15 protein-coding genes are annotated in these 16,872 nt (G+C 42.3%); 9 read left to right on the top strand and 6 right to left on the bottom strand.

The genetic code is table 11. The features are described 5' to 3' along the window. Positions 1 to 20 precede the first annotated feature (20 nt). Positions 21 to 827 carry a hypothetical protein gene (locus OCU46_RS14260; RefSeq protein ID WP_141268894.1) on the bottom strand — a complete coding sequence of 269 codons (807 nt, stop codon included), beginning with the start codon at positions 825 to 827 and terminating at the stop codon, positions 21 to 23. 264 nt (positions 828 to 1,091) lie between these two features. Here OCU46_RS14260 and OCU46_RS14255 point away from each other — a divergent pair, with 264 nt between their 5' ends. From OCU46_RS14255 to OCU46_RS14245, 3 genes are all read left to right on the top strand, one after another. Then, positions 1,092 to 2,903, top strand: coding sequence for a cation:proton antiporter (locus OCU46_RS14255; protein WP_141268896.1), 1,812 nt, complete (start codon positions 1,092 to 1,094; stop codon positions 2,901 to 2,903). A 102-nt stretch (positions 2,904 to 3,005) separates the two neighbouring features. Beyond that, positions 3,006 to 3,479 (top strand): YbaK/EbsC family protein, encoded by a 474-nt coding sequence (locus tag OCU46_RS14250; RefSeq protein WP_141268898.1) that lies wholly within the window; start codon positions 3,006 to 3,008, stop codon positions 3,477 to 3,479. Between the two features lie 111 nt (positions 3,480 to 3,590). Further along, the gene (locus tag OCU46_RS14245; RefSeq protein ID WP_141268900.1) at positions 3,591 to 4,250 is read left to right on the top strand and encodes an NAD(P)H-dependent oxidoreductase; all 660 of its coding nucleotides are present in this window, start codon (positions 3,591 to 3,593) and stop codon (positions 4,248 to 4,250) included. A gap of 161 nt (positions 4,251 to 4,411) precedes the next feature. On the opposite strand, the gene OCU46_RS14240 is transcribed toward OCU46_RS14245, so the two are convergent. Then, complete coding sequence (locus tag OCU46_RS14240; RefSeq protein WP_141268902.1) at positions 4,412 to 5,029, bottom strand: NUDIX hydrolase; 618 nt, start codon at positions 5,027 to 5,029, stop codon at positions 4,412 to 4,414. After that, entirely contained in the window at positions 5,026 to 5,952 is a 927-nt protein-coding gene (locus OCU46_RS14235; RefSeq protein ID WP_141268904.1) for a LysR family transcriptional regulator, read from the bottom strand. Before OCU46_RS14235 ends, OCU46_RS14240 begins: the two co-directional genes overlap by 4 nt. 118 nt (positions 5,953 to 6,070) lie before the next feature. Between OCU46_RS14235 and OCU46_RS14230 the strand changes: the two genes are divergently transcribed. Genes OCU46_RS14230 through OCU46_RS14220 form a run of 3 tightly spaced genes read left to right on the top strand, consistent with a single transcriptional unit; the run spans position 6,071 to position 10,053 of the window. Continuing rightward, positions 6,071 to 7,372 carry a purine-cytosine permease family protein gene (locus OCU46_RS14230; RefSeq protein ID WP_141268906.1) on the top strand — a complete coding sequence of 434 codons (1,302 nt, stop codon included), beginning with the start codon at positions 6,071 to 6,073 and terminating at the stop codon, positions 7,370 to 7,372. After that, positions 7,362 to 8,489: a DUF917 domain-containing protein gene (locus OCU46_RS14225; RefSeq protein ID WP_141268908.1), complete on the top strand. Its 1,128-nt coding sequence runs from the start codon at positions 7,362 to 7,364 to the stop codon at positions 8,487 to 8,489. The genes OCU46_RS14230 and OCU46_RS14225 overlap by 11 nt, the downstream gene beginning before the upstream one ends. Position 8,490: 1 nt before the next feature. Next, entirely contained in the window at positions 8,491 to 10,053 is a 1,563-nt protein-coding gene (locus OCU46_RS14220) for a hydantoinase/oxoprolinase family protein (RefSeq protein WP_141268910.1), read from the top strand. Positions 10,054 to 10,167: 114 nt separating this feature from the next. On the opposite strand, the gene OCU46_RS14215 is transcribed toward OCU46_RS14220, so the two are convergent. Beyond that, positions 10,168 to 11,106 carry a polysaccharide lyase family 7 protein gene (locus OCU46_RS14215; RefSeq protein ID WP_141268912.1) on the bottom strand — a complete coding sequence of 313 codons (939 nt, stop codon included), beginning with the start codon at positions 11,104 to 11,106 and terminating at the stop codon, positions 10,168 to 10,170. A 750-nt stretch (positions 11,107 to 11,856) separates the two neighbouring features. Here OCU46_RS14215 and OCU46_RS14210 point away from each other — a divergent pair. Then, positions 11,857 to 12,612: an SDR family NAD(P)-dependent oxidoreductase gene (locus OCU46_RS14210; RefSeq protein ID WP_141268915.1), complete on the top strand. Its 756-nt coding sequence runs from the start codon at positions 11,857 to 11,859 to the stop codon at positions 12,610 to 12,612. Positions 12,613 to 12,764: 152 nt separating this feature from the next. Here OCU46_RS14210 and OCU46_RS14205 read toward each other — a convergent pair whose 3' ends face one another. After that, positions 12,765 to 13,400: a MarC family protein gene (locus tag OCU46_RS14205; protein WP_141268917.1), complete on the bottom strand. Its 636-nt coding sequence runs from the start codon at positions 13,398 to 13,400 to the stop codon at positions 12,765 to 12,767. A gap of 365 nt (positions 13,401 to 13,765) precedes the next feature. Here OCU46_RS14205 and OCU46_RS14200 point away from each other — a divergent pair, with 365 nt between their 5' ends. Further along, the gene (locus tag OCU46_RS14200) at positions 13,766 to 14,413 is read left to right on the top strand and encodes a mechanosensitive ion channel family protein (protein ID WP_141268919.1); all 648 of its coding nucleotides are present in this window, start codon (positions 13,766 to 13,768) and stop codon (positions 14,411 to 14,413) included. On the opposite strand, the gene OCU46_RS14195 is transcribed toward OCU46_RS14200, so the two are convergent. Next, positions 14,410 to 15,894, bottom strand: coding sequence for a winged helix-turn-helix domain-containing protein (locus OCU46_RS14195; protein ID WP_141268921.1), 1,485 nt, complete (start codon positions 15,892 to 15,894; stop codon positions 14,410 to 14,412). The genes OCU46_RS14200 and OCU46_RS14195 overlap by 4 nt on opposite strands. 464 nt (positions 15,895 to 16,358) lie before the next feature. On the opposite strand from OCU46_RS14195, the gene OCU46_RS14190 reads away from it, so the two are divergent. Next, positions 16,359 to 16,838, top strand: a complete 480-nt coding sequence (locus tag OCU46_RS14190; protein ID WP_141268923.1) for a porin — start codon at positions 16,359 to 16,361, stop codon at positions 16,836 to 16,838. The last annotated feature ends 34 nt before the right edge of the window (positions 16,839 to 16,872 follow it).

The following is a 16,872-nucleotide window of genomic DNA, read 5'->3' as shown; positions in this document are numbered from 1 at the left end:
GAAGTTACTAATGCTTTAGTTCAAGCCGGCATTTTGGTGCTGTCTTGCTTGGTTTTGCATCGGTTTAACTGATCCCTAACGATTTGCTTGTAAACCTTAATCAGTTCAAACGACATGAAACTCGTATCAAGATAAAGTAGTGGGGCATAGATAGAGCTTCCCTTGGTGAGGTCGTGCATTGAGTCTGATAGACGAGCTATGGCTTCATCGAGAGTGCACTGATTAATGTAACCTTGATCCTGAAAACGTTTAGCTTTATTAAGTAAATTGCTAGCGCGTCCAATTAACAGTTTTGGATTTCGTAACCCATTTTGAACCACAGAACTAATACAGATTCTATATTGGGTCAGTGCATCCACAGTATCCATGAGTGTTTGCCATTGTTCGTTGTAGCGAGTCATGGATAACTCTTGACCCTTGAGACTCCTAAGCACAGCGCAATCACAGCAAAAGAACAATAAACGTATGGTTTGTCCGTGAACCACGAGTTGTTTTGATAGAGATTGTTCTTCACTGTTTTGGCTCAGCGCTTCTAAACGCATACTCAAGATGTGTCGCTCAGGTCGACTTCCTAGGTAACTGAAGGTGCTGACTTTATTGCTTAGGGAAAACAGCGTTGATTTCACTTCGCCAAACGCCTCTTGATCAATCTTTTCCCCAGTCATTTCCTCGTAGACAAACGAACGATGAAGTCGCACTGCGTCTATCGCATCAAATACAAACTTAACGGCTTGTTGCCCTTGCGTAATAGGGGATTCAAAGGGTGAAGTGAGCGCGTTTGTGAGTCCTGCTCGATTGATCAGTAGCATGTTGCTTGATATGTCCATAATCACATCCTTATTTATGAAGACATTTATCACTTTTAATCAAGCAACTATGATGCCAATTAATAAACTTTTGTTTTTATTGGTATTTTCTGTTTTTGTATCGACTGTTTGTGCTTTTATTTTGTGCAGTTAGCACTAATTCAGTGCACAAGTTTATGGGGCTGTATAAATAGCGGTTGGTCCTGATGATTCATTGAATAAAGTGGCACAAGTGATTGAATCTACTAAGGTGTTTACAGGTAATCACAAAGTTGAAGAGTCACTATGCACGAAGATTGGGCTGCGTTGGGCATTGCTGCTGTAGGTATTGTGGGGCTAGGGTGCCAATGGTTAGCTTGGCGTATGAAACTGCCAGCTATTTTGTTTTTGCTCATAGCAGGTATTGTTGCCGGTCCCATTATGGGATGGATACAACCACAAGCGGTGTTCGGAGAGCATTTCTTTGCACTAGTATCACTGGCGGTTGCGGTGATTCTTTTTGAAGGGAGTTTGACCCTAAAGTTCTCGGAAATAAAGGGTGTCAGCAATACCGTGTGGAGCATTGTCTCTATAGGCGCGTTGGTATCTTGGGCGGTTACAAGTATTGCCACACACTACTTACTGGGTTTTGAATGGTCATTGGCACTACTGTTCGGGAGCTTGACGGTAGTGACAGGGCCTACTGTGATTGTGCCTCTTTTAAGGACGGTCAGGCCCACTTCGCGTCTATCCAATATTCTTCGCTGGGAGGGTATTTTAATTGATCCCCTTGGCGCGTTGTTTGTGGTTATGGTGTATGAGTTCATCATATCAAGCAGTTCGGCGCAAAGCTTTGAAGTGTTTGGATTCATTCTCGTTATAGGGTTTGGCATTGGGGTTGCTGCAGGCGCAGGTGTCGCTGAAGTACTAAGACGGGGTTGGCTACCAGAGTACTTACAGCCCTTTGGTGTATTAACTATTGTCCTTGCCGTGTTTGCAGGTTCGAATCACCTTGAGTCCGAATCTGGTTTATTGACAGTGACGGTGATGGGGATGTGGCTAGCCAACGCTAGAGATGTCAATATTCAGAGCATTCTGCATTTCAAAGAGAATCTTACGGTAATGTTTATTACCGGCTTGTTCATCATACTAGCGGCTCGTATCGACCTTGAAGATTTCCAAGCGCTCGGCTGGAGCGCTGTAGCTTTATTCGTGGTCATTCAATTGGTTTCTCGTCCTTTGTCTATATTTGCTTCGACATTGCGCAGTAATTTAGGCTTTAAAGAGAAGGTTTTTTTGGCTTGGGTTGCCCCTAGAGGTATCGTTGCTGCGTCCATCTCTGCACTGTTTGCGATTAAGCTGTACAACATTGGTATGGAGGAAGCTAAGTTACTTGTTCCTTTGGTATTTATGGTGATCATTGGCACCGTGGTTTTACAAAGTTTTTCAGCCAAACCCATGGCAAAACTATTGGGCGTGGCAGAGACAGCTCCGCGTGGTTTCTTGATTGTGGGGGCGAACGATGTTGCGCGCGCTGTCGCATTAGCTCTGTCTAAGTATGATCTAAGAGTTGTGGTGACAGACTCAAACTGGGATTACATTAGCCAGGCGAAAATGGCAGGGTTAGAGTATTACTACGGCAATCCAACCTCGAGTCATGCTGATGAATACCTCGATCTTATTGGTGTTGGGCATGTTGTGGCTATGAGCCCTGACAAACACTTTAATATTATGGCCTGTATGCAGTATTTGTCGGACTTTGGTGTGAATCGAGTGTTCTGTCTAAGGGATACAAAGAACAACAATGGTGACAAACACATTGTGGGTAAAAAGTCCTTCGGACAAACGTTATTTTCTGGAAAACACAGCTTTAAAAAGCTGGCCAGTCTGATCAACCAAGGGGCAGAAGTTAAGCACACCAAACTGAGTGATAGCTTTACTTATCAAGACTACCTCAAGCAATATAACGAAAGCCTCATTCAACCTTTGTTTGTGGTTACTGCTCAACAACGAGTGCATATGGTCGGAGATGATAGCGAGTTTGCCCCACAAGCTGGCGAAACGGTGGTTTCATTAATTAAGAAGCAGTGGACAGGAGAAGATAGGCGAGGAGATTGAGCCCAGTTTCAACTGTACCTATTTTAAGCCTCGCAAGTTTGAAGTTGCGAGGCTTTTTAGTTTCGGGCAATTTGGTTCTATATTGTCAGGAGGACAACAACAATGGATATTGAGCACTTTTTAAAACAGCAGGAAGTGGACCATCAGCGCTTTGAACATTCTGCTGTATTTACAATCGAACAAGCAAATCAGCTGGATATGAAGATTCCGGGTTTGCCTACGAAGAATTTGTTCTTGAGAGATGGAAAAGGAAAACGGCATTGGTTGTGGATAGGGTCAGAGAGTGATGAACTGGACCTAAAATCCTTGTCAGAGCGGCTGTTAACAAAGCGTCTGAGTTTGGCGTCCGCGGAGCGCTTGGCGATACATCTTGATTCTGAGCCAGGTAGAGTCTCTTTACTTGATATCTTTAAAGCCCAGGCAAATAAGGTAACTTTGTTGGTGACTAGAGCAGTTTGGGATTCTGAGACTATGCATTGCCATCCTTATGAGAACACGGCCACCTTGCAAGTGAATACCCAACAGCTTAAGCCCTTACTGCTTTCCTTAAACAATGAGGTGTTGATCTTAGAGTGATGATTATTGTGGAATAAATTATCCATAATGATTGGAAGTATTGGCTCTTTTTAAAGTGTGATGAACCTCTTATTATGCTCGCCATCGACAACGCTTATGAGGAATTTCATTATGTCGCACCCAATCATTAAAGATCTAAACAGCCGCTACACCGCTAAGAAATACGATACAAAAAAACGCATTTCGGCTGAAGATATGGAAGTGATCAAAGAAGCAATCCGCTTGTCAGCGTCTTCTATCAACTCACAACCTTGGAAGTTTATTGTGATTGAGAGTGATGCGGCTAAGCAGCGTTTTCATGACACTTTTGCCAATATGCACCAATTTAACCAGCCTCACGCTAAAGAAGCGTCACACGTTATCTTGTTTGCACATAACCCTAACTATACAAAAGATGACTACCGCAAAGTTGTTGATGTAGAAGTAAGCTCGGGTCATCTGCCAGCAGACATGTATGACAACATGTTAAACGGTGCATACGGTTTTGCTGAGCTGAACACTGATGAGAGTGGTTTTAACGGCAACTGGACTAAAGCTCAAACCTACATTGCTGTAGGTAATACGCTACATGTTCTAGCTCGTATGGGCATCGCATCTACTCCAATGGAAGGTGTTGATCCTGAGCTTATTGGCGAAGTGTTTGCAGAAGAGTTAAAGGGTTATCAGTGTGATTTTGCACTTGCTATTGGCTACCACCTAGAAGGTGAAGACTACAACTATGGTAAGCCAAAAGCCCGTCTTGCGACAGAAGACGTTATCACGGTTGTATAATCGTAATTAATTGAATTTAATAGAAAGGCTAGGTGAAAACCTAGCCTTTTTTCGTTGTGTTTGGAATGTAATTTATGAAGCGTTCAGCGTTATAAAAGTCGCAAGCATAAAGGCAACATTCATGCCGAGTAATTTTCGGAATACTTAGCTATCACCAACCATTAATCTACATAAACCGCGGTATTCGGGTTGGCCGAAAACTCAAAGATCATTTCAATGTCTTCTTTCATCGTTCGCCCTTTAGAAAGCTCCGGCAATTCATCGATAGAAAAGAACCCAATCTCAGAGATTTCAATGTTAATTGTCGGCTCACCCGACTCTAACTCACACAAGAAAAACATCTTGTAAATGTGAAAGGGGTAGGGAGGAGTGTAGGGGTGAACCGCCCTGTCTTTTATCGCCACGAGTTGAGGGTTAGAAACTACATAACCAGACTCTTCAAATACTTCTCTGACAACGCCTTGTGTTGGGGTTTCACACACATCGCCCCATCCACCTGGCAGGGTCCAGCAATCGTCTTCGCGCTCACGAACCAGTAAAATCTTTCCGTCCTTTATTACTCCGGCCCTAACGTCAATCTTTGGTGTTGGATATCCACTCTCACCGATGAATAGATTTGATACTTTTTCTACTGGTTGCTCACTCAGTTCTGCAAACATTTTATGCGAGATATCAGCTACTTGATCAAAACGTTCCAGATCAAATTTATCTATGGAATAGGTTTTTCCCGCTTGGCTTATCGCTTGTAACTGTTTAGCCCATTCTAACCATTGGCTCATGATGATTCCTTTGCCGCAGCAATTAAACAGTCATAGAAGGCTGATGCGGCAGGAGATAGCCCTCTAAGATGATTTCTTAGTACTATGGAAAACTGGCTACTAAAGTGCCATTGTTCTGGTTTTAATGCAGTAAATTTGTCGCGATAGTCATGGTTTTCAATGAGGTGTGTCGGAAGAAAGCTAATGTGTGTTCCCGCTAGCGTTAGCATTAAGCCAGACTCTACATGCCAACCATCAATAAGCTTTAGGTCTTGATATTGGCTAACATCAAGCAGGGCGTACATGGTATCTGCGGCATAGCCGCCGACATTGATTCGCTGTGATTCTAGCGAATAGTTGTTGTTACGTATTTTTTCGGCAAGATCTTTTCTGGCATATAAACAACTTTCTTCAGTAAAAATAGGCTCTACGTGAGGGTAAGAATAGGTTTGATGATCGTCCAGTACGACGATCATCATATCCAGTTGGTTTTTCGCTAATTTTTCGTTGAGAACGGTAAAATCAGCAATCTCAAGTGTAAGCTCAACATCATCACTGAGTTTATAATAGGCTTCGATTGCTTTTGATAAAGGGTTGGATGACAGAGAAACAGTATTGTCCAAGCAACCAACCCGAACATGACCGATTAACTTAGATTGAACGCCTTTGAGTTTAGCCGCGTAGTCTGACAGCAAGCTATTGATCTCATTTGCATAATTATATACTTTGCATCCTTCATCGGTTAACACAAAACCACTTCTTCCTCGGTTACAAAGTACTACTCCAAGACTTTTTTCTAGGGTGATAAGCTCTTTACTTAACACTGGTTGACTAAGGCCGGTGGTTAGGGTGGCATTGCTGATTCCTCCCTGCTCAACGATCTCTGAAAAAAGCTCTAATCGACGCAGGTCACGCTTGTCTAATTTTTCTATGTTAATCGACATAAATCTATTACATGATAATTTTAGAATGTTTAGATTCAATAATATGTATTTATTTACATGTAACAAGGTGCTAACTTTTTTTATGTGACCAATATGGATAAATATGTAGGAGAGAAGGATGTCTGAAACACCTAAGTCAAAGATTGACGATTTCGAATTAGAGCCAGTGCCTGATAGTGCTAAGCGTTCTTGGTGGGTAATTAGCTTAATTTGGTTGGCTATTGGTATTGATATTTCAGGCTTGTTCTTGGGAGCGATCTTAAGTGAAGGTATGGCAATCAACGACGCTTTGCTAGCGACCTTTATTGGTTCGTCCATTCTTGCCGTTCTTGCCATGCTTTGTGCCAACATTGGTTTTCAATCAGGCGTATCTACTCCGCTAGTGAGTAGCGCTGTGTTTGGTCGTAACGGTGGCAAACTGTTGGGATTGATTACCGGTGTTTCTTTAGTTGGCTGGTTTGCCTTTCAAGCGGACTTCTTTGCTTTGATTTTGGTGGAAGCACTGGCCAAATATAACCTTGAAGTACCTCATTTTGCAGCTTTAGTTGGTGGGGGAGCACTGATGATGGTGACTGCCATCTATGGTGTTCGAGCACTTGGTAAACTTTCAACTTACTCAGTGCCGCTAATGGTAGGTCTAATTACCCTTGGCCTTATTATGGCATCGGGATCGCAACCTGCAGGAGAGCGAGAGTTGATTGCTCCTATGTCTATGGGCGAGGCGATTTCCTTTGTTATGTCTATTTGGATTTTGGCTGCAATTGCATCTCCAGATATTGCTCGCTACGCCAAGACACGTAAAGATGCCATTCTAGGTGCTGGCTTTGGTTTCCTATTAGGAAATAGTGCCACTATCGTTGTCGCTCTTTTGCTTACTCAGATGACAGGTACCGATAACCTCGTTGAAGTATTCTTTACGATTGGACTAGGTATGGTGGCGATTACCATTTTGGTTTTCGCACAATGGACAACCAACAGCAGTAACTTAGTATCCGGTGCACTCGGCATGTCTGTTGCCCTTCCGCGTGTACCGCGCCCTGTATGGGTTATCTTGATGACTATTATCGGTCTTGCCATTGCTCAGTTTGGCATGGTCGATAAGTTCACAGCATTCTTGACCTTGCTAGGCGTCACTATCGCACCATCTGCCGGTGTGTATCTGGCTCAGTATTATTTCATTAATAAGCAAGATTTTAGCTTTGAAGCAATACAAAACGTGCCTTCATGGAAGATCAATGGCTTGTTAGCGTGGGCATTTGGTAGTGCTATCAGTGCGTGTACCGCAGGCGAGTTCTTCAACTTATTCTCAATTACTACCATTTCAGCGATTGATGGCATCTTGGCTTCATTTGTTGCCTACATGGTATTAGTAAAAGTGATGTCTATGGGAAAGAATAAGGAGACTGTCCGTGATTATTAATGAGCAAATGATTGATGATATTGCTCTAGGCGCGACGGTGCTTGGCACTGGTGGTGGCGGTGACCCTTACAGTGGCGCATTAATGGCTAAGGCTGCAATTGCGCAGTCTGATAAACCGGTCGAGATTATTTCCTTAGAAGAGGTGGATGACAACTGCATGACGGTTCCTTCTTCAATGATTGGTGCGCCGACCGTTGCCATTGAGAAGATCAACTCGAAAGACCAGATGCTGGTGGCTTTTGAAGCTATGGAAAAAGCTTTAGATGAAGAAATTGCTGTAACGTTTCCAATTGAGGTAGGTGGCTTTAACTCTCTTATCCCAATCTTGGTCGCGGCGCAAAAAGGCATTCCGGTTGTAGACTGTGATGCAATGGGGCGCGCATTCCCAGAGTCGCAGATGGTCACCTTTTATCTTGATGGTTTACCTTCTGCGCCTAATACACTCGCAGACGAGAAGGGTAACGTAGTCACTCTTCATCCATTAGATGGTGTTTGGTCTGAGCGTTTTGCTCGTCCAATTACCGAGGAGATGGGCGGCTCTGCTGCTATGTGCGATTATCCAATGCGTGGCTTTAACTTAAAGAAAAGTGCTCTTGCTGGCACTCTTACTAAAGCAATGGAAATTGGCAAAGCTATTCGTAAAGCCAATGCTGATGGCGAAAATGCCGTAGATGCGGTGCTGAATATCGTTGGCGGAAGGCGCATAGTCACAGGTAAGATTCTCGATATTCATCGCACCACTGCCGGTGGCTTTGTGACAGGTGGTGTGGTCATAGAGAGACTGCAATTTAGCGATAATGACGGTGAGCCTAAGTCAGTGTTTGTGCACTTTCAAAATGAATTGCTACTTGCTCATAAAGGAAGCTCTGCAGAAGAGCTAAGTCAAGAGAACTTGCTGGCGACAACGCCAGACTTGATCTCTATCTTAGACCATGAAACCGGACACCCTATTACTACTGAACAGTTGCATTATGGACAACGAGTCGATTTGATAGCTTATCCTTGCGACCCGAAATGGCGCACGGAGAAAGGCATTGAAGTCGCAGGTCCAAATTACTTTGGCTATGCGGTAGATTATCAAACAATAGAAACCTTGCTGGAATCAGGTGGTAAGTAGTATGCAGGATCAAGTTTTTCGTTTAGGTATTGATGTTGGCGGAACCAACACCGATGGTGTCTTACTCGACAATACCTTGAACTGTATTGCAAAGGTAAAAGTTGCAACCTCTGAGGATATCTTTACGGGTATAGATGGCGCTATTACCGCACTACTTAATCAAAGTGGTATTAAGGGTAGCCAAGTAAAGCACGCAATGTTGGGAACGACTCAGTGTACCAACGCCATCGTAGAGAAGAAAGCACTCGATCGCGTCGGTATGATTCGCCTTGCTCTGCCAAGCGGAAGTAGTGTTCCTCCTTTGTGTGGTTGGAGCCAGTCGTGGCAAGAATTGCTAGGTGAGCATTTCTATGAAGCGCACGGCGGCTACGAATACGATGGCAAGCTAATTGCTGATATTCAGGAACAAGAGATCCGTGCGCTTTGTCAAAAAATGAAAGGGAATGTGGACTCTGTTGCTATTTGTGGTGTGTTTTCTCCAGTCAATGGTGATCAAGAAAAGCAAGTTGCACAATGGGTAGCAGAAGAGTTAGAAGGGGTGAAAATCTCTCTGTCTCATCAGGTGGGTAGCCTCGGCATTCTTGAGCGTGAAAATGCGACTATTTTAAACGCTGCTCTGCAAGGTACAGCGCAAAGATTCGTGCAAGGCTTCTGCCATGCATTAGAGAGTCATAGGATCTTAGCGACGCCTTATTTTGGGCAAAATGACGGAACTTTGATGTCGCAAGAATTTGCGCTTAAGTATCCAATTTTGACGGTAGCATGTGGGCCAACGAATTCTATCCGTGGTGCGAGCCATCTATCGAAACTATCAGATGCCATCGTTGTTGATGTAGGTGGTACAACGTCCGACATTGGTGCTTTGGTTCATGGGTATCCGCGCGAGTCGAGCATAGCAGTCGAGCTTGGAGAAGTTCGTACGAATTTCCGTATGCCAGATATTTTGGCTCTTGCCGTAGGTGGCGGCACTATCGTTAGAGAGCAAAACAGTGGCTATAAGCTAGGGCCTGATAGCGTTGGACACAAGTTGCTTTCTGAAGCGAAAAGCTTTGCCGGGGACACTCTAACCTTAACTGATGTCGCCTTAACACTAAATCACATGGAGTGGCACAACGCTGAGCAACTTCAACCAGTAGATCTTAGCGAGATAAACGCAACTACTATCTACTCGCAAATGGTGAGAGATGTAGAAGAGGGCATAGATAAGATGAAAACCTCATCTGCGTCAGTGCCTGTTATTCTCGTGGGGGGGGGGAGCGCACTAATGCCAGATCACTTTGAAGGTGTCAGTGAGGTAGTGCGACCAGAGCACTATGAAGTCGCCAATGCCATTGGTGTAGCTTTGGGAGAAATATCGGGCCAGTTCGACAAGATTGTCCCAATAGCACCTGAAAAACGTTTGGAAACCATGAAGCGACTTGAAGAGCAAGCCAAGCAAGCGGCTGTCGATGCTGGCGCATGTGTGGAAAGTGTTGCTGTGATTGAACGCAGTGAGATCCCTCTAAGTTATCTTCAAGGCAATATGGTTCACGTGAAAATCAAAGCTGCTGGCAAAATAGCCTAGATTCCATTGCTCGAACCACGGTTGATTTATCCATTGCGCTAAAAAAACAAAAGCCCTAAGTCATCGACTTAGGGCTTTGTGTATCACAGTGGATCTTGACTAGACCAAAGTCAATTAGTCGTGCGTTACTTTAAGATCGTAGATAGTAGCCGCAGTCATGTCATCTGCATCACCTGTACGGTTTTGCACGTAAACGCCAGCCTTAAAGTAGTTCCAGCTGTCTTCTAGGCTAACACCGTAGATGTCTAGATCGACAGAAACCTTACGTGGATCTTTGCCTTCTTGATACAGTTCGAAAGTCAGCATGCTTCCTTGAACATCAATTGCGTAAGAGAATTTCTCGCCAAGTGCGATACCATCGTCATACGATTTTGGTGTGTTCTTCTCACCTTGTCTCCAGAAGTTTGGTTTAGTTGAACCTAGAACAGGGAAGGTGATGTCACCATCGCGAAGGCCAGAGCGGCGATCAGGTTCTACGTTAAACCAGATAGAGCCAGTTTTGTGGTTTGGCATTTTGCGGTAGTAAACCTTGATTGGCTCGTCATTAGGAGCATGGATCTGGCCAATGATTACACGGCCTTGCTGCCAATCAACACCCGTAGTCGTTACTTCATCAACAGACATGGTAACTTCCATACGACCATTCACACCGCCCACTTTAGCGTGATCGCTTTCAGGTGCAGAACCGAATACCCAGTTGTTCTTATTAGTACCGCGAGTACTAATAGATGTATCACCACAACGAAGCATTTGGCGAAGTTCAGAGCGGATATATTTCGTATTTTCTGAAGTCTTTACACCAGAAACAGGTGAACGGAAAACAACACCATCACCCGCTTCGTTTACATAGAAAAATTCAGAGTGCTGAGCACCTTGTGCGATTTCTTGTTCGCTGAACTCTGTAGGTTTGTCACCGCCAGTAAGTGATACTGGTAATGTTGTTTTCCAGCACGCTAGGTCTAAAACCTCATTAGGAGTAGGTGCAGCTACTGCAGCAGAAGAAAGGGCAAATGTAGATAAAACGCCAATAGCAATCTTGCTAAAAGAAGACATTAAGTTTTCCTGTTAATTAGTAATTATGTATGACAAATATGCTAATAATGCGCAAAACCTTTGTCTGTGACATAGATCGTGTCGAAAATTGACTATTTTTAATTACCTTGTGAGTTGTAGAGGCTTACTTTAATCTACTTGATTGTTTTAAAAGAAGTTTTTAGTTAAGTGTCAATATTGTGCCTAATATGATTAGTAATGACTTGTTACATATACTGCCTATTTTAATGATTATTCGTGTGTAAATTGAGCGAATTTTCGAGGGCTATTCATAAGATCAATCGTTCGCGCTTCAGTAAAAATGTTAGGTACGTCAAATTGATATGCTGTGTTGGCGTATTTATTTGGGTATAACTTGGTGAACTAGTGGTGTGAGTTTTGAGGGAAGTCGGTTTTAAAACTGATATTTCTATAATGGGCACGGTAGAGCAAAGGTGATAACAAGCGTTAAAGAGAACCATTTGAAAATTGCCTTTTGGTATTGTTTTTTTGTATCGATGGCATTTGAATGCTGACAGTTAGGATCTGACTTTTTTTGAGGTTTCTTAAACGGTATCGAAGTGTGGGCTACTTCACGAAATTAGTACCAATAAGGTTATAGAACCCAGCTGTATGACCTCCGCCTACTTGATTCTTTCCCAGATATAATTACAATAGCCTTATTGTAATACAAATGGTTTTCCGGATAGGAACGAATTATTCGGCCTATGAAGGTTTAGCCAATTATCAACTCACATAGAGAATATCAATATGTCTACTAAAGTTGCATTTATCTCAGGCGCTACTGGCGGTATCGGTTTTCAAGTAGCTAAGCGTCTAGGTCAAGACGGTTACACAGTAATCCTTAACGGTATCGAAGATGCTAAAGGCGCTGAGCGTCTAGCTGAGCTTAAAGAAGCAGGTATCGAAGCTGAGTACCACGGTTTTGACGTAACTGATGAGCACGCTGTAACTGCTGCTATCACCGCTGTTGGCGAGAAGTACGGTAAAATCGACGTTGTTGTTAACAACGCTGGTGGTCTTGGTGGTCGTAGCCCAATCGAAGGCATGGAAACTGATTTCTTCCGTAAGGTAATGGCTCTTAACCTAGACAGCGCATTCTTCGTATCTCGTGCTGCTATCCCATTCCTTAAGAAGTCTGACAACGCGTCAATCATCAACTTCACTTCGAATGCAGCTTGGAACGCAGGTGGCCCAGGCGCTGGTATCTACGGTACTTCTAAAGCAGCAGTTCACACTCTAACGCGTGCTCTTGCTAAAGAACTAGCTCCAGCTAACATCCGTGTTAACGCTGTATCTCCAGGTACTATCGATACTCCGTTCCACGCACAAATCAAAGAAACTAAGCCAGAAGTATTCGCTTCTTGGGCTAACAGCATCATGCTTGGTCGTCTTGGCCAACCAGAAGAAGTTGCATCTGCAATCTCTTTCCTAGTAAGCAAAGATGCTTCATTCATCACTGCTGAAACTCTACAAATCGGTGGTGGTCAAGCTCTAGGTATCTAGTACCTAAGTAAAACTATTTAAGTTTTACGGTTTGAACTGATTTATAAACGGCAGATCTCGAAAGAGGTCTGCCGTTTTTTTATGTTGGGTCCTAACATTTACAGAGTTATCTTTTTATGTAGACGAGAGGGTTAACGTCTAGATTTATAGATTCAATAAAACCCCATTAAGTAAGCTTTTGAGCCGGAATAGACGCTCTCTAGTGCGATAAACAATACTACTACCTTCATCGCACTGCTAATTATCTTTATCCTAGCTTCACCAAGGAAACTAGCTATCAAATCAGCTCGTATTAGTACCATGGCGGTTACTGATAGAACCAGTGTGAGTGTTAATGCTGTTATAAGGTCACTGGTTCCTGATAAATGTGCGTTCCCCGTGATAATAACGAGAGTAAGAATTGCTTGCGGCGATACAATAGAAGGGATAGCCAAAGGGTATATTGCCTGCTGAGCAACCATATCTAATGATAAATCTGCGTTATGTTTTGTATCTGTTGTTTTATATTCAGATAATGGCTGAAGTCTCGTGCTTATTACATATAGTAAGGAAAAGCCTGCGATTATTTTAAACAGGGCTTGAGGAACTTGTACAGTTTGAAAGAACACTTGGATTACTAGCAAGAAAAAGAGTAATACCCAGTAGGATAACATTACCGAATTAAGGGCCAATTGACGCCTTTGAAAGGCGTTTAGAGTATCGCTTTGTTTCAAGTAAACAGGGATATTTCCAATAGGGTTAATAACAGCAACTATTGCTAGAAAATTAATATAGAAGTATGTGTTCATATAGCTCTTCTCACTTTACAACAGGTAAGTGAAAGTCTCTACTTTTTCGCTCTCGGAGCTTTGCTACACAGAGAATAATAAGTTTTACTAGTATAAATATCATGGTTATTTGGTCTGTCGATTGAATTGGCTGACTATCCTATAACCTACAACGATATTCGCATCATTAAAGGGTTACGGATAGATAAGGATGATATAACCAAGATATAAAACCTTAATATACAATAACTTAGTGGATTGCTTGTGTGAAATTCATTCTATAAAGCTTTAAAGGTGATGTTCATTTTTATGTAAGGATTAGGATGTTGTGATGATTTAAAATTGCCACTGTTACACTATGAGACCTCTTGAAATAAGAGGTCTTTATGTCACATTACATCGAAGCAATTTTTGAAGATTTAAAAGAGTATGATCTCATTCTTGCTCTATTGTTTCTATCAATTTATTGGGTTCTAAAGCGAATTTCCCAAACTGCAATTACTCGTCTTGCTTATAAAAAGTCAGTCTCTGAAACACGTAGCGCCTTTATTGTCCGTTGTGTGAATATGTCTAGTGGAGTGATTCTATTTGCTACTTTCTTAATTGTGAGTGGAATAGGCTATGGGAACTTTGCGATCTTCATTTCTTCAGTTTTTACTGTTATTGGCGTTGGGTTTATTGCTCAGTGGTCAATATTGAGCAATGTCACAGCAAGCTTTCTTATATTTTTTGTTTTTCCGTATCGGATAGGTGATTATATTGTGGTGGCAGATGGTGATGGAATTGAAGGTACTCTATTAGAAATAAAGATTTTCCATACCCTTATAAGACACCCAAATGGCAATATTATTACCTATCCGAACACTTTGTTATTACAAAAGTGCGTCACTAAGGTTCAAAAGGAAAATACAGGTGAGAGTCATGGTGTATCATCTGGAATTTGTCATAGGGTAAAGCGAGCAAGGCGGTCTGTGAAACGTGCAGATGCAGCGCCGGGCAGTGAACCCGACGGTAAGGAAGTCATTTTCTATTAGTGGCTTTTTTCTGTGGAGCTTTTGAGCTCGTTTATTAGACTATCTAGATTGCTATCGAAAAAGAGGGGGCTTGCCAATTCAAGGGCGGTAGGAGAAGAGGTGTTTTGTGTGCCTTGCAAGTAAAGTTCTTTTGCTGCATCGATATGACCTTGAGCTTCCTCAGCCTTTGCCATTAATAGGTAGGTTAACGGGGTGTATTGATTGTACGGTATAGAAAACAATACTTTAGATGCCATTTCAGCATCACCGTTGGCCAGTGCAAGTATTGCATTTGCCTCGCATACTTTTGCACTGCTCTTTTCATCCAAGCTCTTCGCTAGTGATGAAGAAAATTCCTGATTAAGGCTCTGTATTATTTGGCCTCGTTCGCTTTCATCTTTAGTAAAAGCATTCAATACTTCGCCGATGTAGTTAACCGCAATAGTATAAGCATTGTTAGGGGCTAAAGTTTTAGCGTGTCTAAAGTGCTTTAACGCACCATCAAAATCAGAACCAATATAGGTCATACCAGTACCAGCCATTAGTGATCTAGTCGCTTCACTATTCTCTGGAAATACCCCGATATTTCTTTGTATCTCTTCTTCCGACACCCCTATATACATAGCTCTAAGTAGATCATCTATGATTGATGTGAAAGTCTCATTGAATCTAGAGAAGTTTGTAGAGTAGCGCCTGTTGAGATGTAACTGATCTGATACACGATTACGGTATTGAACTAACAGTCGTAGTTTCTTTCCATCTCGGCTAGGAGTCGTCGAAATATTAAACTCAAGAGCAGCAAGTTGTTTGTGGCGTTCAGATTTAACAATTCTTACATTGCTATAAAAACCAATATGTTCAACCAATTTAATTACCATGCCGTATAGCTCAGGTTTCGCCTTTACGTCCTCGCCCACATTTAGCACTGCATAACGAAACTCATAGTGACTAAGGTGCTTATTGTCACCTTGAGTCGTAGGTTGGTCAGTTTGATACTGAAATAGCAACAAACCAGTCAATATGACGACAAGTATGGAGAGAACCGTTAAAGCAATGCGAGGTTGTTTAGGGGGGGAGATTTCTTGCTCATTTTTATCTATAGGCTTTTCTGGCTTTAGTGCGCTCTCGTTCGGTAGCGCTATTTTGCTGCTATCTGGCTTTTTTATATCTAGTTTTTCAACGCTTACCTCTCCGTCGAAGCGATAACCTCGCTTTGTCACGGTCACAATATAGCTACTTCCTGCGACGCTATGTTGTTTTAGTAATTTACGTAATTCAAACACTGCTTGGGTAACAGCTTGGTCGGTTAATACTGTTCCGCCCCAAACATGGTCTATCAGTTCATCACGGGTATGAGTTAATCCAGGATTCTGACACAAGAACTCAAGCAATTTAGTTAAGCGATTATCAATAGTAACGATTGAGTCTGAAAACTGAATTTGCCCTTCGTTAGGCACAAACCGCCATTCATCCACGATAAAGCTGATATTTTTGTCTGGCATCGAGTGATAGAGACCTTAGTTACACTTGTATATGTCTAAACATAGTCCTAATAGAATGATTTTTCTTACTTTTTATCGAAATCTGTGCAGAGTTGATAAGTGAGTTGTGAGCAAACTATCATCTCACTCACTCGAAGTAGCTCAAAGCACAACTGGGTGACTAAACCACTAACAAAGATACGCTGATTTCAACTAAATATTAGAGGAAATATTCCCTTAACCTATTGTTTTTATGCGTTTTATACTTTTGTTATGAGAATTGTTATTAACTGCTTAGCTTTCGTTTATGCCACCTCATTCACTCTCGAGCATGATATGCCCACAAAACGGGCTATGAGCAAGTAATCTTGTGAAAACGAAATCAAGATGCTTGTTTGCCTGTCGCAGGAAGCGGATGACAATTAGGTCACCTTTAACTCAAGGATATTGAGGCTTATTAACTTATGTAATGAGAATTTTAGACAATGAAACTGAACAAACTTATCCTTCCAATCGCAGCTGTATTTTTTATAACTAAGGTATCTGCGAACCCTTATATTGGTGCGAGCTACCTTTATTCTGAATACCAAGCCCAAAATGAAAATACAGATTATAGCGATGAGAACAGTGGATACAGTTTATTTTTGGGTTATCAAATCCATGACATGTTTGCAATTGAAGCGGGTTACGCTGACTATGTTGATACACACAAGGACTATGAACACGTTTATTCTGATGCTTGGTTAACGAGTGCGAAGCTAATGCTGCCTATCACAATTTTTGATCTATATGGCCGAGTAGGTATAGGGCACTTTCAAACCAATTTAGGTGATACAAATGATGTCTACTATGGCGCTGGTGCAGGTGTCTCTCTTGGTCCAGTGAGGGTTGCTCTGGAATACAATATTTATGAAGCGAAGTTGGTTGAAAACAGCTACTCATTAAGTGCGGAATTCCACTTTTAAATATCGCTAACTCAGCCGCATACAAGAAATCTAT

This window comes from Vibrio comitans (assembly GCA_024346835.1).
GTDB classification, from domain to species: Bacteria; Pseudomonadota; Gammaproteobacteria; order Enterobacterales; family Vibrionaceae; genus Vibrio; species Vibrio comitans.
The sequence above is the reverse complement of the archived record's forward strand: the minus strand, read 5'-3'. Positions and strand labels throughout refer to the sequence as shown.

Excerpts from the sequence above, each read along its gene's own strand:
- OCU46_RS14195 (WP_141268921.1), bottom strand. The coding sequence starts at position 15,894 with ATGCCAGACAAAAATATCAGCTTTATCGTGGATGAATGGCGGTTTGTG.
- OCU46_RS14200 (WP_141268919.1), top strand. The coding sequence starts at position 13,766 with ATGTCACATTACATCGAAGCAATTTTTGAAGATTTAAAAGAGTATGAT.
- OCU46_RS14215 (WP_141268912.1), bottom strand. The coding sequence starts at position 11,106 with ATGTCTTCTTTTAGCAAGATTGCTATTGGCGTTTTATCTACATTTGCC.
- OCU46_RS14210 (WP_141268915.1), top strand. The coding sequence starts at position 11,857 with ATGTCTACTAAAGTTGCATTTATCTCAGGCGCTACTGGCGGTATCGGT.
- OCU46_RS14250 (WP_141268898.1), top strand. The coding sequence starts at position 3,006 with ATGGATATTGAGCACTTTTTAAAACAGCAGGAAGTGGACCATCAGCGC.
- OCU46_RS14245 (WP_141268900.1), top strand. The coding sequence starts at position 3,591 with ATGTCGCACCCAATCATTAAAGATCTAAACAGCCGCTACACCGCTAAG.
- OCU46_RS14260 (WP_141268894.1), bottom strand. The coding sequence starts at position 827 with ATGGACATATCAAGCAACATGCTACTGATCAATCGAGCAGGACTCACA.
- OCU46_RS14235 (WP_141268904.1), bottom strand. The coding sequence starts at position 5,952 with ATGTCGATTAACATAGAAAAATTAGACAAGCGTGACCTGCGTCGATTA.
- OCU46_RS14230 (WP_141268906.1), top strand. The coding sequence starts at position 6,071 with ATGTCTGAAACACCTAAGTCAAAGATTGACGATTTCGAATTAGAGCCA.
- OCU46_RS14255 (WP_141268896.1), top strand. The coding sequence starts at position 1,092 with ATGCACGAAGATTGGGCTGCGTTGGGCATTGCTGCTGTAGGTATTGTG.
- OCU46_RS14190 (WP_141268923.1), top strand. The coding sequence starts at position 16,359 with ATGAAACTGAACAAACTTATCCTTCCAATCGCAGCTGTATTTTTTATA.
- OCU46_RS14205 (WP_141268917.1), bottom strand. The coding sequence starts at position 13,400 with ATGAACACATACTTCTATATTAATTTTCTAGCAATAGTTGCTGTTATT.
- OCU46_RS14220 (WP_141268910.1), top strand. The coding sequence starts at position 8,491 with ATGCAGGATCAAGTTTTTCGTTTAGGTATTGATGTTGGCGGAACCAAC.
- OCU46_RS14240 (WP_141268902.1), bottom strand. The coding sequence starts at position 5,029 with ATGAGCCAATGGTTAGAATGGGCTAAACAGTTACAAGCGATAAGCCAA.